The 16,887-nt window shown below is 39.2% G+C and carries 15 protein-coding genes and 4 pseudogenes; 6 read left to right on the top strand and 13 right to left on the bottom strand.

Features of this window, described 5'->3' with window-relative positions; translation table 11 throughout:
* Window positions 1-222 precede the first annotated feature (222 nt).
* Window positions 223-1,518: a homocysteine S-methyltransferase family protein gene (locus E4K68_RS07875; protein WP_135378386.1), complete on the top strand. Its 1,296-nt coding sequence runs from the start codon at window positions 223-225 to the stop codon at window positions 1,516-1,518.
* A 202-nt stretch (window positions 1,519-1,720) separates the two neighbouring features.
* Here E4K68_RS07875 and E4K68_RS21035 read toward each other — a convergent pair.
* The 3 genes and pseudogenes from E4K68_RS21035 to E4K68_RS07890 form a co-directional block, all read right to left on the bottom strand.
* Window positions 1,721-1,902: pseudogene (locus E4K68_RS21035) on the bottom strand (alpha/beta-type small acid-soluble spore protein); the annotation flags it as partial.
* 84 nt (window positions 1,903-1,986) lie between these two features.
* The gene (locus E4K68_RS07885; protein WP_135378387.1) at window positions 1,987-2,400 is read right to left on the bottom strand and encodes a ferritin-like domain-containing protein; all 414 of its coding nucleotides are present in this window, start codon (window positions 2,398-2,400) and stop codon (window positions 1,987-1,989) included.
* A 291-nt stretch (window positions 2,401-2,691) separates the two neighbouring features.
* Window positions 2,692-2,931 (bottom strand): CDGSH iron-sulfur domain-containing protein, encoded by a 240-nt coding sequence (locus E4K68_RS07890; protein WP_135378388.1) that lies wholly within the window; start codon window positions 2,929-2,931, stop codon window positions 2,692-2,694.
* A 219-nt stretch (window positions 2,932-3,150) separates the two neighbouring features.
* On the opposite strand from E4K68_RS07890, the gene E4K68_RS07895 reads away from it, so the two are divergent.
* Entirely contained in the window at window positions 3,151-4,275 is a 1,125-nt protein-coding gene (locus E4K68_RS07895; protein WP_135378389.1) for a M20/M25/M40 family metallo-hydrolase, read from the top strand.
* A gap of 43 nt (window positions 4,276-4,318) precedes the next feature.
* Here the strand turns inward: E4K68_RS07895 and E4K68_RS07900 are convergent.
* A pseudogene (locus E4K68_RS07900) lies at window positions 4,319-4,502 on the bottom strand (DUF2935 domain-containing protein); the annotation flags it as partial.
* A 521-nt stretch (window positions 4,503-5,023) separates the two neighbouring features.
* Here E4K68_RS07900 and E4K68_RS07905 point away from each other — a divergent pair.
* Both E4K68_RS07905 and E4K68_RS07910 read left to right on the top strand, forming a co-directional pair.
* A pseudogene (locus tag E4K68_RS07905) lies at window positions 5,024-5,302 on the top strand (DoxX family protein); the annotation flags it as partial.
* Window positions 5,303-5,454: 152 nt separating this feature from the next.
* Window positions 5,455-6,051, top strand: coding sequence for an RNA polymerase sigma factor (locus tag E4K68_RS07910; protein WP_135378391.1), 597 nt, complete (start codon window positions 5,455-5,457; stop codon window positions 6,049-6,051).
* Between the two features lie 691 nt (window positions 6,052-6,742).
* Here E4K68_RS07910 and E4K68_RS07920 read toward each other — a convergent pair.
* The 5 genes and pseudogenes from E4K68_RS07920 to E4K68_RS07940 form a co-directional block, all read right to left on the bottom strand.
* Window positions 6,743-6,928: a hypothetical protein gene (locus E4K68_RS07920; protein ID WP_135378392.1), complete on the bottom strand. Its 186-nt coding sequence runs from the start codon at window positions 6,926-6,928 to the stop codon at window positions 6,743-6,745.
* 116 nt (window positions 6,929-7,044) lie between these two features.
* Complete coding sequence (locus E4K68_RS07925) at window positions 7,045-7,671, bottom strand: ElyC/SanA/YdcF family protein (RefSeq protein ID WP_199241723.1); 627 nt, start codon at window positions 7,669-7,671, stop codon at window positions 7,045-7,047.
* Window positions 7,672-7,880: 209 nt separating this feature from the next.
* Window positions 7,881-8,429: a dihydrofolate reductase family protein gene (locus E4K68_RS07930; RefSeq protein WP_135378393.1), complete on the bottom strand. Its 549-nt coding sequence runs from the start codon at window positions 8,427-8,429 to the stop codon at window positions 7,881-7,883.
* A 75-nt stretch (window positions 8,430-8,504) separates the two neighbouring features.
* Window positions 8,505-8,957: a DinB family protein gene (locus E4K68_RS07935; protein WP_135378394.1), complete on the bottom strand. Its 453-nt coding sequence runs from the start codon at window positions 8,955-8,957 to the stop codon at window positions 8,505-8,507.
* A gap of 141 nt (window positions 8,958-9,098) precedes the next feature.
* Window positions 9,099-9,642: pseudogene (locus tag E4K68_RS07940) on the bottom strand (flavin reductase family protein).
* A 636-nt stretch (window positions 9,643-10,278) separates the two neighbouring features.
* Here E4K68_RS07940 and E4K68_RS07945 point away from each other — a divergent pair.
* Window positions 10,279-10,650, top strand: a complete 372-nt coding sequence (locus E4K68_RS07945; RefSeq protein ID WP_135378395.1) for a YtxH domain-containing protein — start codon at window positions 10,279-10,281, stop codon at window positions 10,648-10,650.
* 216 nt (window positions 10,651-10,866) lie between these two features.
* On the opposite strand, the gene E4K68_RS07950 is transcribed toward E4K68_RS07945, so the two are convergent.
* Window positions 10,867-12,789, bottom strand: a complete 1,923-nt coding sequence (locus E4K68_RS07950) for a cell wall-binding repeat-containing protein (protein WP_135378396.1) — start codon at window positions 12,787-12,789, stop codon at window positions 10,867-10,869.
* 289 nt (window positions 12,790-13,078) lie between these two features.
* On the opposite strand from E4K68_RS07950, the gene E4K68_RS07955 reads away from it, so the two are divergent.
* A complete protein-coding gene (locus E4K68_RS07955; RefSeq protein ID WP_135378397.1) occupies window positions 13,079-13,414 on the top strand; it encodes a L,D-transpeptidase in 336 nt (111 codons plus the stop codon).
* A 430-nt stretch (window positions 13,415-13,844) separates the two neighbouring features.
* Here E4K68_RS07955 and E4K68_RS07960 read toward each other — a convergent pair whose 3' ends face one another.
* The 3 genes from E4K68_RS07960 to nudC form a co-directional block, all read right to left on the bottom strand.
* A complete protein-coding gene (locus E4K68_RS07960) occupies window positions 13,845-14,210 on the bottom strand; it encodes a hypothetical protein (protein WP_135378398.1) in 366 nt (121 codons plus the stop codon).
* 940 nt (window positions 14,211-15,150) lie between these two features.
* A complete protein-coding gene (locus E4K68_RS20620) occupies window positions 15,151-15,297 on the bottom strand; it encodes a hypothetical protein (protein WP_199241717.1) in 147 nt (48 codons plus the stop codon).
* Between the two features lie 617 nt (window positions 15,298-15,914).
* Window positions 15,915-16,754 (bottom strand): NAD(+) diphosphatase, encoded by an 840-nt coding sequence (gene nudC, locus E4K68_RS07970; protein WP_135378399.1) that lies wholly within the window; start codon window positions 16,752-16,754, stop codon window positions 15,915-15,917.
* Window positions 16,755-16,887 lie beyond the last annotated feature (133 nt).

The following is a 16,887-nucleotide window of genomic DNA, read 5'->3' on the forward strand; positions in this document are numbered from 1 at the left end:
CTTATGCCAATGTTATAGCTTCCTTGAACTCTTCGTTGACATCTTAACTCTTGATAATTTCCTTAAGAAGTTGTCCTAAAATTGCTCATTGAAAACGCCGCCCTATGTGCGTAGGCCAAATACCTATCTGTTGCGAAAAGTGGTAACATGAGTTAAAGTAATTGATATTATTCACTACTTTATTTCCCATTAACGCTACTATCTTACTAGGAGGTTTAATCATTGAAAAATTTTCTAAGTTCCATCCAGGAAAAGGTTTTATTATATGATGGTTCTAAAGGGGTTATGCTCCAAAGGAGAGGTCTAACCGGAAATGAAGCATCAGAATCGTGGAATTTATCCAATCCGGAGGAAGTTAAAGACCTATATCGTCAATACCAACAAGCCGGTTCCGATGTGATTCAAACAAACACGTTTCCAGGCAATAGAGTTACCTTAGAAAAACACGGTATAGGGGATAAAACATATGAACTAAACTTTGCCGGTGTGAAATTAGCGAAAGAAATAGCCGGTGAAAATACTTATGTTGCTGCTTCAGTGGGTCCGACTGGTTCGTTTTTAGAACCCTCAGGCAATTTAAGCTTTGATAAGGCCTATAGTATTTTCAAAGAGCCTTTAAAGGCCATCGAAGATGCAGGCGCAGATCTTGTAAATTTTGAAACGTTTACGGATTTAAATGAATTAAGAGCCGCTATCTTAGCAGCGAAAGAAACTACAAAGCTTCCGATTATTGCTTCAGTAACCTTTAATGCAAATAGTCGAACGTTGTTTGGTAATTCAGCAGAGGTATGTGCTATTGTCTGTCAATCATTAGGCGTGGCTCTCGTTGGGGCTAACTGCTCAGGGGGTCCCGATAGTTTAATTGAACCCATTAAAAAAATGTTTTCTGTTGCATCCATTCCTCTTTGCGTAAAAGCAAATGCCGGGATGCCTGAACTAGTGAATGGAGAGGTAATCTATCAACAGAAACCCGAACAATTTAGTTCCTACACCCAAGAATTTGTAGAGAATGGAGTACGACTTATTGGTGGATGCTGTGGTACTACTCCAGAATTTATCAGTGCGATTAAGCAAGATCTTGCTGAGATCAAAACTCCAAAGTTAGAGTTGAACGTTAATCCAACCCTTGCTTCAGCCTATAATCATCTTGTTCTTTCTAAAGACCAGAAATATTCAGTTAAAAGGCTTTCACAAGATGCTATAACTATGTTAATTAACGGTGATTTTCATAATTTAATACAAGACTCTAAATCAGAATCGATCGATTATCTTTTATTAGAATTTGGTGATATGAAAGAAACGTTTGATGTGTGGGAATTTGTTAGCCAATTTAGCTTATTAATTAAAAAACCCATCATCCTTAAATCCGAATCCGCTGAACTTCTCAATAAATTCCTAAGATATTATCCCGGAAAGGCCGGAGTAGTTTTCTCTGATAATACCACACTCTCTCTTTCTGATTTAAAACACTATGGTGCTTTAATTGTCAATGATGAATTAAAACCTATTGCACTCTAACTCCGCGAAACTTAACACAACACGCTGCCAAGTTATAATAGGCAGCGTGTTGTCGTTTTATAGGTATGTAACGTTTTTGTATCGCCGTGTTATTGTAATTTTTAAAACGTTTAATCAGGACTGAAATCATCGTTAATTTGTTTGTTGAGGTGTGTGGAAAAAAGGCTTGTACCAGTCCTTGTTCGAAGCTAGGTCTGACAACTTCTGAAAAGGCGACCATTTTCTTGACCATTTTTCCACCGATTTGGCCACATTCACGAGATGTCATATTGCCGAAACCTTTTCTTGAATATCATCGTCTAACTGTAGTTCCTCTGCTGCTTCGGACTTAAGTTCATCCAACTGTTTTTCGGATTCAGGTACTCTAGGTCTATTGCTACTCATTTAGCCCTCCTCCTTTTTCAGTTGTTATCTTCTCCATGAAAAAAGCCTCTATACGCCTAGGACCATTCTTCATGAAGAATGGTCCTAGCAACGGAGTTTTGTATAGTAGTATAAAAACCAGACGGCATGATTTTGCTCGTCTGCAGCAGCCCTTTTAAACTTTTCTTTAATATAAGGATCTTGAGCTTTTTCTGCAATATCTAGATAAAAATCCACAGTATTTTGCTCATCTTTAAACGCACTTTGTAAACCATCCTTGTAACTTGATGGGCAGGATTCTGTTATCTGTGGGGTCGGCCGTGTCCCGGTGATAGCAAGATATATTTGGGAAAACACTTGATAATGGGCAATCTCATCCTTTCGAATCTCAAGTATTTGCTTTCTTTCTTCCTCAGTCGAAGCTATTTGGGCCAACTTGGTATAACAAGCAATAGCACTGTACTGACCGTTTATCGCCTTGAAAATATCTTGGGTTAGAGTGTCTGTGCAAGGATACATACATCCAATTCCTCCCCGACATATATTATTCTGGTTTATTCTACATAACTAACAGTAGAAAAGTGCCTGGCATTATAAAATTTCTCAACAACAAGAAAAGGATTCAGCCCAAATTAGTGCTGAATCCTTTTCTTGATAAACGGGATTAGTGTCGGTACGTCCTCTTGATGCTGCTTGTATGCGGAATCAAATTCGACAATCGTCCGATGAAGCTAGGCTACAATAGCCAATGTGTTGACTTCATCCATGAAAACTACTCCCATTTATAAGCTTAATGAGAGGCCAAAATTCTTAAAGACTGTCGTGTGTTCCATCGCAGTAAGGAGGATTTTTAGTGAACTTGCATGCACATAAATAAGCAGTTTCATCTTTTTTAGCAGTAAATGCTAATGGTGTAAATGAAGTTCCTTCATGTGCGCCGTTACAAAATGGTTGATTAGAGCTTTTTCCGCAAGTACACCAATAATAAGTTTCACCATTCTTAAGATCAACGGGAATAGGCGATTTTTGAGCTACTACAGGCTTTTCCATAATTTCATCACTCCTTTCTATTATGTTTCCTATAATCGTTATATTTTATTTATTAGATTTAAGGGAATTATGAGGTATATATAAGGTAATTTTAACGAGCCGTGCTCGACTTTATATTCGGAAATAATATTAGAGTAGGCTTTGTAATAATGGCTAACCTAATAATACATATTTTTGGGGTCATTACTCAATTAACAGTTAACCAAAGGAGAGTATAAATTGGTCAATCATATACGTATCTTAAATGAATTCCTTGAATTGGTGCGCATTACGAGTCCAACTCTTTCAGAGCGGGGAATTGCCGAAGTACTTAAACATAAACTAGAGGCAATAGGATTGAGAGTAATTGAGGATCGTGCAGGACGATCCATCGGAGGAAACTGCGGCAACTTAATCGCTTCAATGCCGTCAACCTTAACATCTGCCCCGGTTCTCTTATTATCAGCACATATGGACTGCGTTGAGCCTTGTCGGGAAGTTAACCCTATTGTCGTTGATAACATTGTCAGATCGTCCGGAAAAACAATTTTAGGTGGAGATGATAAAGCAGGGTTGGTCTCGATCCTTGAGGCTTTACGGGTCATACAGGAACAGAGTATTCCCCACGGTGAAATACAAGTAGTCTTTACAGTTGCTGAAGAAGGAGGACTATTAGGCGCTAAAAACATTGATCGGTCTCTTTTACATGCGGATTTCGGATATGTATTAGATTCGAGCGGTTCTCCCGGTAAAATTATTAATAAAGCTCCTGGAGAAAACAGCCTAATATTTAAGATATTTGGGCGACCTGCTCATGCTGGTATTGCTCCAGAAGATGGACTTAACGCAATCATATTGGCGGCAAAAGCTTTATCGCAGATTCCTGATGGCCGTATTAATGAAAAAACCACAGCAAACATAGGCATAATCAATGGTGGAGTTGCCACAAATATCGTACCGGAAGCAGTGGAGATCAATGGAGGAACACGGAGTCATAATTTAACCGAACTTCAATTGATAACGGAAAAAATTATGAACATTATAGAGCGCGTGGTGAATGAACACGGTGGCAAATCTCAGGTAACGGTGCTAAAACTCTATGACCCCTATGAACTTACCATGGATATGCAGGTAATGGCCATCGCAGAGAAAGCTATTCGCTCACTCGGATGGGAACCGGACATCAAAGCATCAGGTGGGGGGAGTGATGCCAATTATTTAAACTATTATGGTATTCCTTGTGCAAACTTAGGAATAGGGACTCAACAAGTACATACGAATGAAGAGTTCATTGAGATAAATGACCTTTATAAAACCGCAGAATTGTTGGTAGAGATAATCCGGCGTACTCCATATCTTTTGTAACAAAGTATTTGTTTTTGTTACTGAAAGGTGAACTGTCACATGGTCACATAAGGTTCATTTTCTCCAGCCCTAAATAAACTCTCATAGTTATTAAATTAAAGTAGATCTGCAAATCTCGTTTTGAACTGTTTAATATGCTTAAGTAATGATTGGCTTCTCTGAATATATGATCTGCTAAGAGTGGAATGATTATTGATTTTATTTTAATATGTTAGTAAGCCTTCTGTACCGGTTGCGTTAATGTAACATCGTTTATGATACCTGTTGTCACAGAATAGATTGTTATTGGTTGCAGAAAAGCACCGGTACATGCCGATCGGGGCTTTTTCATTGTTTAAGAAATTCTTAGGATTTTTTGTAAAGATCAGGTATTTCTGTTTAGTGTTATCCTCAAAGGGATTCCAGGCATCTGATCTGTCTCCTTTTATTAAATAAACATTCATTAACCAAGAGTTCACAAGGTACTTTAAAATATAAATTTCCTTTTTTAAAGAAGACACTTTCACTATCCAAATTAAAACTAATCCGTCTTAATTATTGAAGTTTAGGTTGGACCATCTAGGCAAGAATTAAGTAGGATAGGGAGTACAGTAATCCAATTAAGTGCTTTTGATGGAATCAAGAACCCTGACTATGTTGGTGTCAAGGAAAAGTTTATGATGCCTCTAATGTATTCAAGGATGGCGAACATGCTGGGGTTAAAGCAGGCAAAGATTTAACCGGTGATTTTGGTAAAAGTCCTCATAAAGAAGAAGCCCCTCCAATAGCGGGTTTGGTAATTTTACTTGAGTTCTTTGCCGGAATAGCGCTAATCATAGGTTTTTTAACTAGACCTGCCGCTCTGGGAATAGCTATAGTTATGTTAGGTGCTGCTGTTACCGTTCATCTGCCTAATGGTTTCTTTCTGGACAAAGGTGGAGTCGAATATGTCTTTGTGCTTGTGTTAGTCGCACTCTTCTTATTTATTAACGGAGCTGGAACTGTTTCTATCGATTGGCTGATTAGGGCTCGAAATCAACGCAGATAAATTTACTTCAATTTAATTGTGACAGACAAAACCCATTGGACCACCACATCCGGGGGTTCTCTGTTTCAATCTATTAATAACAAACAATTAATCTATTGTCCAATTTATTGGACATCCTAAATTTAATGTTAAATCCTGAAGGAGTGAACAACGTGAAGATCAAGGAAAATATTTATACTGCAGATTCATCTGAAGAGGATCTTTCCTTTGAAGAAATAATTTCTCAGAATCAAGAAAAAATAATTAATTTAATTTATGGAATGACAGGTGATTACTACCTTTCTCAAGATTTAACGCAGGAAACTTTTTTAAAAGCATTTCAATCCAGACACACATTTAGCGGTAAGTCAAAATTCTCTACCTGGCTTTATCGAATAGCTGTAAACGTTACGGTTGACCATCAACGAAAGAGCTGCGTTCGTAAAGAAATGGCTACAGAGAAAACAAACTCCAACTTTTCAAAGGTTGATACCTCACCAGAACCGGATGGGGCCTGCCAAAAAAATGCAACGAGGAATATAATATTCAGTTCCATAGCAGAATTACCTGAACAGCAGAAAGAAGTTTTTGTCTTGAGAGAAATTAATGGTTGTTCAACAAAGGAGGTTTCCGAGATTCTAGGTTGCTCTGTGGAGTTAGTAAAATGGCGATTACACAAAGCCCGGTTATCCCTACGAAAGACGTTAAACGGTAAAAATCAATTTAAAAACTTAGGGACAATATCCTTGAACAGGTTTGGACTAGAATGAGTTTTACAACAAAGTTGAGAGATCACCACACTCCTGAAGAGTAAATAAGTGCAACTTCAATAGTGATAAAGGACAGTGTCTCGCTGAGGAGCCTCTGCACTTTTCTTGTTTTGGCCGAACCAATCTTTCTTTACTTCACTTCAATAGTATTTAGTATGGGTCTCTGCCAGTTTCTAAACCAAACCTGACCTGTGTATCCATTTACGTCAAGTTCTGCGTAATCCTTACCATCTTTTTAAGCCGAGAATTCATAGTACCACCCAGGAGATGATCCTGGCGATTTTGTTGGCATTCTGAGCCCTCCACAGCAGGCCAAATATAAGATATATGATTTATCCTCAAACGCGGTGTAATCGATCCCTTAAGACTAAAAACACACATGTATGTCCGGTAAATTGTTACTGGTCTTACATGTGTGTTTCTTTTTATGTTCGTGATATTCGTGTACCATCTAGGTATTAGGGCAAAGCTGGCAATAACACGACGAACACTGTTCAACAATTCTGTTAATCTTTGCAAAGGCCCATGTGATAAAATTATAAAACTGTCCATTGCAGTACCAATTCCTTGAGGACTGAAACACCGAATTCTCCGGTATGCTGGATCCGTGCTCGGGCTCCATCGGTAAAGATAAAAAACTAATTATCTTGTTCTCTACTAAGGCAAGTAGCATAATCTTATTTTAGACATTTCAGCCGTCTTCGAGCAGGGCTTCCTCATCGTTTACTGATACTGAAAATTCACCACTTCCGAAGGTTAGATAATCCGATTCTACACAATTTGATGTAAGTGGGCAACGAGTTCGGGCGGCATCCCCTTTAACGCCCTCTCTCCTTAGCAGCACTGTTTGTCTATTTTTTAGCTGGATTGATTTCATAAGGGATACCCTCCTTGTATAACCGCGGTGTCCCGTAGCGCCATACTACAATCATCTTGGCTAAGTACCGGCAATCTCCTGTTATGTTACGGAACAATCAGTACTAAACTATAATCTTACTTATCGTCAGTTGCTCTTCCATCTCCAAATACAGGTATCGAGTCTCCTAAATATGTCGGTTTAGGTTTGATAATTTTGGCCCATATGAAATCTTTGTTTCTGGCGGCTATTTCTCTTACTTTATAAAACTTCATAGCTTGTCCATAATCATGTTTGTCGGAGGCTATCCCATACGCCTCGAGCCCCATCTCCCTAGCCAAGAAAACGGCACGCATGAGATGATATTCCTGAGTTACTATAATAATCCTTTGAACTTTAAAAATATCCCTAGCTCTATACACGCTTTCATATGTACTAAAACCCGCGTGATCCATAAAGACGTCCTGGCTAGGTACACCTTTGTTCTTCAAGAAATTCTTCATAGCGTTAACTTCATCATAATCTTTCCGCCCATGATCCCCACTCACTAATAACTTTGAAGCCTTGCCTTCTTTGTAAAGTTCATATCCTTCACTCAACCGATCATTTAGCATGGACGAAGTCGTTCCATCTGGAAAGACATAAGCCCCTAAGACAAGGATAGCATCAGCAGCCGGAACATCATTAATATTAAATATGTATTCTGTTCCGACTCGCTCAACATACCTGTCTACCGTAAGGGCAGTGCCTCCCAATAAAATCATAATGATAGCCGAGAAAGCAAAAAGATGCTTTAGCCGTCCTCTTAATTTAAAGTTCCCCACGTAACACCTTCCCCTTGACTTCGTTCTATCGCCTAACATTTGGGGTTCCCGACGCTTCCCAACCACATTCATATCATCCTCTAAGTGTCGGGAATACTGTGGTGTTATGCGATGTCGTACGCCCCTCGAAGCCAGAGGCCGCATTGCATTTATCGGATATCTTGATTAGGTTGTTTTCGATACCACAACTGAACAAGACCCGTCTTGAATTCCTTAGAACTTATTAATTCTATTCTTTGTCCAAGGATTCCTTCTTTAAATAGTCTAATTCCGCTTCCTAAAAAGTTTGGTACTATAGATATTGCAAATTCATCGATCAAATTGCTCTTCAATAGTTCATTTACAATCTCAGATCCACCATCGATAAAGATATCCTTTCCTTCTTTGTTCTTCAAATCTGCAATTAAGTCTTCAAGGCTCTCAGAATAATATTCTACACTTTCCTCGTAACCCGTTTTCGTTCTCGAAATGACATAACACTTTTTCCCTTTGTAGGGAAATTTAATTCCAAATGATATTACTTTTTCATATGTCTTTCTTCCCATTATGACAGTGTCAATATCTTGTACAAACTTTCCATAACCATAGTCTTCGCCTGGGTCTTCAACAATGTCTAACCAGCTAATATCGTTATTTTCTCTTGCGATATATCCATCTAAGCTCATTGCAATGTAGAGCATGACTTTTCTATCAGTCATTAGGATTTTCCCCTTAATTTTTTCCGTTTGTATTACCAATTATCTACAGATGACTTCCCTAAATAATCCGATGCATTAAAGATCAGCTGTGCCAAAGATTTGTATTAGGTGATGATCCATATGTTTCAAGTAATCTTGAATTAGCTCAGATAGAGTAATGTATTTATTATCACCTATATCACATACGTACAACAGTTTCTCTTTTGGAGTCTTCGAAATGACTCTAGCGATATGTCTATTCAGAGTTGTCCAAAAGCCAACAATCTCGTCAGTTGGTATACTTTGATAGTCCTGAATCGATACCCAGTAGTTTTGGTTATAAGGAACTAAAACTAAGGGTTGTCTTTCAAACTGGATCTTAATAAATCTATGATGATTGTTGGTGGCAGAATCACATAAATGCCCCATTATTTCCTTTCTCGACCATTTACCGAATAACTGTGCCGAAAATCCCTGTTCCGAAAACTGGTTGACTCTTATTGGAACCACTTGAATTAGGTAATCCAGCCTTGCGATAATTTCCTTCATTCCCTCACTCCTTGCATTCCAGTGCACTCTATGTCCCAGCAGAACTGCTTGATTTTAGTTTCGCATTTTAAAGCGCAAAGGGTCTCGCCTAGAAACACCACTCTATAAGTGTTGAGATTTTTTAAAACATTATGATGTAACTCATCCAACACTTTGGCCTTCTTTAAAGATAGAACCGACCACATGATTCAGATCGCAGTAATTATTGTCCATCATAATGATCGAATTGATCTTTATAGGGTCAGGCCTACCACTTTTCAGGCAATGTTCATTTGCATATACCGCAACGATCTCTCCTAAAAACATTTCAAAATCAAAAATTGGTATAGTTTGAATGACTTTACACAGATAATTGATAGGGCATTCGCTAATCATGGGTGCTTTTCCAAGATCATCGTAAAATGATGCAAAAATATTAGACGTGTCTGTTGTTTTACCAGATACGATACCGCAATAATCTGTCTTCTGAACTAAATCGGCAGAGGGGATATTAACACTGAAATATCCATTTTCCTTAACACCCGAGGTTGTATGGTGAGTGCTTTTTAACGAAATATAAAGAACAGGTTTCATACTTACTTACAACCCCATATGCCCCAAGAGTGGCGTAATTCGGTTTACCATTAACATCAGCACCTACAAGCACTGTCGGAAAGGGACCAAAAGGTCTATTCTGAATTCTGATTTATCCCATATTACGCCTCCAAGTATTAATTTTACAGTGTAAATAATATCAGAAATATTAGAAAAACAAAAACGCCTACTCGGCAAAATTTGCCCGTTCCGCAAAGGTACCAGGAACCTATGCGTTACGACTCGAATGACGGCTCACAAGCATGTTCCGCAGAGTATTTACCAAGCTCGACGTAATTAGTGAGTAATAAACCGCTTAATATATTCTTAGAAATAATTCTATCAAATAAATCAAAAGTGATGGAATAGCATCGACATATAATGGAAAACCAAAAACTATTGGCATCACACTATAAATACTACTAAATAGTTCGTTGTTTAACTTTTATCGTTTGCCTATTGACGACTTACTTCAGCCCTATGATCCAGTAATTTGGTAATTTTATTTTAATGCTTATATCCCACCACTTGCACTAGAGGCATTTTCCAGCGGAGTGCATATAATAAATAAGGCCTGAAAACAGATGACTTGATAGTTATGCTACCACGGTCTAAGTCTGATCTTGCCTTATGGTAGCCCTGTTGAAACGGGTAATATCATATAAGTAAACTAGGGTTGGTCCTATGACTACCGAGTCGGGGTATGGCAATAGGGATAGTCTACATAGTTTAAAGGAGTGGCTAAGAGATGGAAAATATCAAAAAGGGTACTAAGGTAATTATAGCGGCTATGGTTGGAAGTCTTGTGGGAGGAGTAATGGGCTTATTACTTGCTCCAAAGAGCGGACAGGAATTGCGCCAAGATCTAACCGGACAGGCTAACAAACTAGGAGACAAAGCCGTAGTAATTAGAGAGAAAGCTCGGAGTGCTTGGCAAAATGTGGAGGACAAAACCCAAGTACCGGTTAATACCGGTAAGAGTTGGATTCAGAAAGGAAAAGGATTGGTTAGTAACCTGAAACCAACGGTATCTGATATTCAGCAGGATGCTTTGACAAAGACCAGTTCTATTAATGCATCGGAAGATAAGGATAGTAGCGATCCAACACAAGAAATTTAGAAGAACTAGTTTAAAAAGACTACATGGGCACACTACACAACTCATTCTGATGCGTTATCCACACGATGCTAATTTATGGAGCTTCCCATTATTTAAAACTATTGATAAGTTCTAATGAAAGAAGGGCAAAATCTCAAACGATTTTTACCCTTCTATATTACTCATCTATAAAATATGAATCATCCTTCGTACACGTGGATGGTTATAATCAAAGGACTAGTTTGCTTTAGCTGCGGCATTCTGATAGCCAGTTCTAGCCCGGTCTGTGATCTTGGGATCTAAGATCGGCCCTTGAAGGACGGTCCAATAGTATTTTGCCGCAGTCGCGTACGAAGTGTCTTTATTCTCTAGTACCAAAGCATCTGCTGAATCTAAGAGTTTGCCATAGGTACTAAGGATTTTCTGCGAGACAATCGTCTTATCAGCAACTGTGACCAATGGGCTGCTATAGAGCGTATTATAAAATCCTAAGGCTTGTGCGTAATAATCGCCCCTGGGTTGTAGCGCGATGTAATAGTTGTACCAGTAATCCCCGTTAGTCATCAACGATTCAGGATCAAACGCCAGATCCCCGATATGTGCAGGAGTTGGAGTACTCCAGCAGCTGGAGAGTTTGGGTGGATTCACGAGCGGTAAAAGGGATTTTGGGAGCTTAGTTGCACCTGGGGCGAACGTAATTGCACTGTTATATTTCTGCCCCATAAGGCCAAATACTTTATCCTGATAAGCGTCTTGACCCGTATAGTAATTCGGGTTATTTTGCTCGGTCCAGGCATTATAAGCCCATACAGCAAAATACCAATTTTCTAAAACGTTGCGGTTCCCGTCACCAATCTTGGGGTTAGCACGCCACTTATTATTAAGGATTTGGCAACCCACTTCAAGGTTATAATCGAGATCGGTTTTTAGTCTAGCTACGTCGTATTCGAGATAATTGGCTGGGGAAATTTGCATAATTCCTATGCCACCATCGGCTGAAATAAATGGTTGATCGGTTAAAGGTTGTCCCGTCGTTGGATCCAGTTTGTATTGTTTCCATCCGCTCTCCATCCAGGCAATGGCTTTGACTAGTACAGGAGGAATATCGTATTTATTAGCCATATCCTCTATCTTTTTACCGACCATGGCGGTTTGTACAGTTGCATCCACTGCAGCAGTTCCAAGATTACGTTGATTCTCACTAACTACCGCTTCACCCCCGAGTGCTGTTACAACACTGTTAGTAGACATTTTGCCTTTCACGAAGGCACCTGCTACAGGCAACGTTACACCGTCTGTGAGAACAATTGCAGACTTAGTTTGAGCTGCCAGTGGTGCACCGGAGAGAGCATCAATACCCGTTACCCCATTAGCCAAGTATACCTGGTTAAACTCCAGAGAAGTAGCGAAGTCTTTAATGACTTGTTCATTTGTATCATACGCTGTGATTCCGGAGTGGCGAGTTGGCGTTGGAAGTTGAGTTAATACGGAACCATAAATGACGCCGGTTCCGCCAATAACGTCCGAAGCTATTATACCTGGAGCCTCTTTTAAAAATGCTTGGGCACTAGCAGAAAGTCCAGTGCTATTCGTTAAGAGAATGGGTTGACTCGCATGCGAAGCAATTGATGCGATAGAGAGCGCATCTTGGATCAGCCAGCCATAGGCAACCGCAACTTTTGTCACTGGCGCGCCGAGGGCAACCATCAGTTTAGCAATATTAACCGATGTTTCTAAGCGGTCAACTCCACCAAGAGGAATAACAGTAATATTCATAGCTTTCAACTCATTGAGGACTCCTTGGCTAATAACAGCCGTTCCGCTGGTCACATAAACCTTCGTAACTACGAGTTTAATGAGCTCGTCTTTTGTGGCAGGGTCAAGGACGTTTCCAGCTCCGGTCAGAAGGATAGGAGCTTTCAAGTAGGAAGCAAGCGGACCAGATGTCAGTGCATCAACCATACCATAAGAAGCTGAGGAAGCAAGAATTGCGGTTCCAGTCCAGCCTGTTTGATCTGCAATTTTGACTGCGGTTTGTTCAGCAGTTGTACCTGCCAATCGAGTTGGGACCGTCCCTGAGGCAAATACGTTAAAAGGGACCATTGTAAATGCCATACCTGCAATAACTAATGTTGCTAAGGCTTTTGTAGTTTTTCTCATGTACCAATTTTTCTCCCCTCGTCTTTGGGCCTCTTCCAGATCATTATTCTTAATAAAATGTCTTCTCGCAGGCTAATCCGTTTATAGACTTAATGCGAACTTATTCACGATAACTTTAATTTATTGTCATATTTATATCATTCGCTAGCATGATTCATATTCCTTTTTAAATATTTGTGTGATCATTGCTATTATAACCCAGTTAGATTTGCGCTTTCGAAAGTCGATTTCGTGGCTCAGTTCTTTAGCAATTTTTTCTTTAATTGAATAGTATAACCGGGGTGGTAAAATGGCGTATTCTATTAACGTTTCCTTAAGTAATAGACAACTCCACTTATTACAAGATGGTCAAGTGGTTCGGTCCTATCCGGTTGGAATTGGAAAGATCGCTACTGCAACACCTACCGGGACGTTTAGGATAATAAACAAGGCCCCAAACCCTGGTGGAGCTTTTGGAGCCATGTGGATGGGACTCAATAAACCTCACTATGGAATTCATGGCACCAACAATCCTCAATCTATAGGTCAGTATGTGTCTAAGGGCTGTATAAGAATGCACAACCGTGATGTATTAGAGCTTTCACGAATTGTACCAATTGGAACCACTGTAACTATTCGGCCTTAATCACCAGTTACGATGATCAAATATATATAACCTTCGCTAAAGACCGCACATACGAACTCATCTAAATAGACAAAGAAAAGAAGGCACCATTATTGGTACCTTCTTCTTAACGATATGGCATTTTGCGTTCTGAACGTCCCCGTAGCGTCCAAACTACCGAATAAATTATTTCTTCCGCGGCTAACCAGTAAACGAGAAGGCACTCATAAGCTTCCACGGGCTGTGTTAACCTTTTGAGGTTACTTATCCGACAACCTTATACTGCGGGTACGCCCCGCTAAGCAACATGAGAAATAATTACCAAGATTTCAACCGAAAGTGATTTAGGAGTTTAGTGTTGCACACTAAACTCCTAACGTTATCCAATACCTTCTTAGTTGCTTGTGGTTTGTTTGTGCTTTTATAGTACCAATGGGAAGCTGAGATTATGTCAATCCGTGCTCTCGCGTGAAAGCGTCCATCGTAGTTTAATTGCTTGCAATGCAACACTGTAACTGGGCTGATCCCAGCTTTCTAAAGCACGATCTAAGTCAAAGCTATTACTCGCCATGAACAGATGCTGTGCTAGTAATACGAGTGATTTATAACTATTAACCAAACCGTGTTCCAGGATTTTATCAAAATCTATTTCCTCTAATTGGGTATGTTTTTTTGCTAATGACCAAATTTCCTTACTTGAAGTAAGAATGTAATACGCTGAATAATAGCCAGACTCGTTCGATTTCTTTGTATTCACAAGAGCTAAGAAATGTTCTTTGTGTTGGGCACTGGCGTAGTAAATCTGATCAAAATTCAATTAAATTCAGTCTCCTTTAGTTTTCAAAAATATTGTGGAAGTACTTAGCCCTATCAGCAATCAAGTCAATTCTCTGAATATCTCCAGATATTAATGCCACGAAGCAGTTGGGTATAGTATATCCTAATTAGGTGAGAGTGACAATTCAATCGATTTTACTATCCCTAACCTTTGTATGGCTATATAAAGTATGCACCTCTGGAAAATAAGTTCTTCAAATAAAATGGACTTTAAATTCACCAATGGTAGTTTGGTATGTCTATATACGTTGAATCATTTTTTAGTTTCCAAGATAGTTGAGTCAATTCTGAGTTGAGAACCTCAAACAAAGTGCATAATATATTCGCAAACGAAAATCCAAATAATAATTGTATTACTCTTTTTCTCAAAGGCAAGAAGCCTAGTGCTGCAGATAGATTCCTGTTTTGCATTATCCTAAGAATTAACCACAAGAGTATTAATTGGGTAATTATGCCTATCATATAAACGATCCCCATTTACAATGATTAATGAGTCTATTATTGTACCCGACTATATCCTATTAACTCAACTTTCGCAAAGCAAAAAAGAGTCCCTCATTCGGCGAGTACCAACCAAGACTCTCTAGACAATTTACTCAACCTGTAGCTTAAAACTATAAGCTCTCTTTTAATTACTTCATTAGAAGATTCTCGCTAAAATTCCCCACAAGGCATACTCCGATCCCGATATAATTACGATTCGCTACATTACAATGTGCCCCTTGCTTGGATAGGGGTCTTCCTTCTTAACAGCGACCGTCTGGCATAATCACAATGTGATAGCCGATATCGCTCCAACCCTTGGTTTATGCCACTCCCGATATGGCTGCATCGACTGGAACGATTCTTACTGAACGACGTGAGCTTAATGGTCAAAAAACAGGACAGCCAAAGCTGTCCTGTGAGATGTTGTTGAATAATCAATCATGACTAGGATCTACATTTCCATTAGTTGGGACATCCATCTTTTCTGCTATTACTTTTGACTTTGGTGTTATTATTCCTGATTTAGGAGTATTTCCTCGTGGTAAGAAATTTGTATTGTTGCTTTTACCTAAGGTTGCCATGTTTTTAATCTCCTTTACATTAAATCTAAATCTAGTTTCTGCAAAAGGCAGAATTCTAAAACGTTAATTTATGCCATTAAATCGAGTTATTACGTCTTTATATTCGTGCCAACCTCTATAGGTGGACCATTGGATTTATCTAGGTTAACATGAGCAGCAAAAACACCATATTCTGAATGCAACTGTTTGAACACCTTCCGTAGTTGCTGGGATTCCTGTTGATTGATAGTTCCTCAATAGAGGCGTTTTATTATATTTCTTAATAATTTTCGAAACAAATCCGACATATCTATCAACTAAACGTACCAAATCAAATCCATAAGCAATAGGAAAAAGAATATGTATACTACCGCGAGCATCGAGTACCAACTGCACATGGTTATCCAAACTCTGCTAATGGCCGGTATGAAATGCCCTATCTCCGTAATAGGAAACGTTAAGACCAGAATCCCCAAACAACGCCCATAAATACTTCTGATAATGTTATTTGAAGCTTTAAGTGCGGTCCATCCCCTACGGGCTACATAAAAACTTATCAAACAATAGATTGCAAGGAAAGTACTAGATATTACCCCACATAGTCTCTCCATCTCTTTTTTAATAATTTGTCAATCTTATCAGCGTGTCTGTGTCTCATTTCCAACCTGTAGCTCCTTCGTAATAAACCAATCAATTAAACGCCGGGCTATACTTCCTATGCAGGGTATCAGTGGGAGTTGCTCTACTGTAAACCACCCTGCATCCAAAATTTCTTTTTTATCAATAATTATATCCCCACTTGCATACTCAGCTGTAAAACCTACCATTATAGAATCTGGGAAGGGCCAAGGCTGGCTACCAAAGTATTTAATGTTGTTAACTTTCAGGCCTACTTCTTCTTCTACTTCCCTTTGCACGCACTCTTCAAATGTTTCCCCTGGCTCCACAAAGCCCGCCAAAACACTATAAAAGCCATCTTGAAAACGCCCCCCCTTAGCTAACAAAATCTCGCGTCCCCTAGTAATAGCCACGATCATTGCTGGGGAAATCCGCGGATAGTTTACAAACCCACAAGAAGGACAAATCTTTGCCCTTTCATCTATCTTATTTTCTGTATGTGCTCCGCACCGGCTACAATATTGATGGGTACGATCCCAATGTAAAATGTGATGAGCCTTGCCAGCTAAGAAAAACAAATTTTCGGGAATTTGACCAAGTAACCGCCTTAGGTCGTAAAAGGACATACCTTCCGGTGCAACTGTGTCCGGGGTAAGTTCTGAAACATAAAAAGAATGCCCTTCTCTTCGATCAAGATATTGACTTCTGTTCAGCTTCTTTCTTAAGTTATACAAATTAATCTCTGGTAAAGTAAATTGCACTTTATCTTTTTGTATAAGAATCTTATTCCCCTTAAACAACAACCAATATGCTCTTGCATCTCTCTCTATTTTGTAACTGAGTTCTGGTTCAAAATACATTACACATCCTCTTTTCTATATTGAAAATATTCCCCTTTCACAAATTCATTCCAGCCAAGAGGCTAAACCTTTTACATTCTTCAGCTTAACACCGAGTGTACTCAATTAGTCCCATTGGGTTTATACTTCGCCA

The sequence above is a fragment of the Desulfosporosinus sp. Sb-LF genome (assembly GCF_004766055.1).
Lineage (GTDB): Bacteria > Bacillota > Desulfitobacteriia > Desulfitobacteriales > Desulfitobacteriaceae > Desulfosporosinus.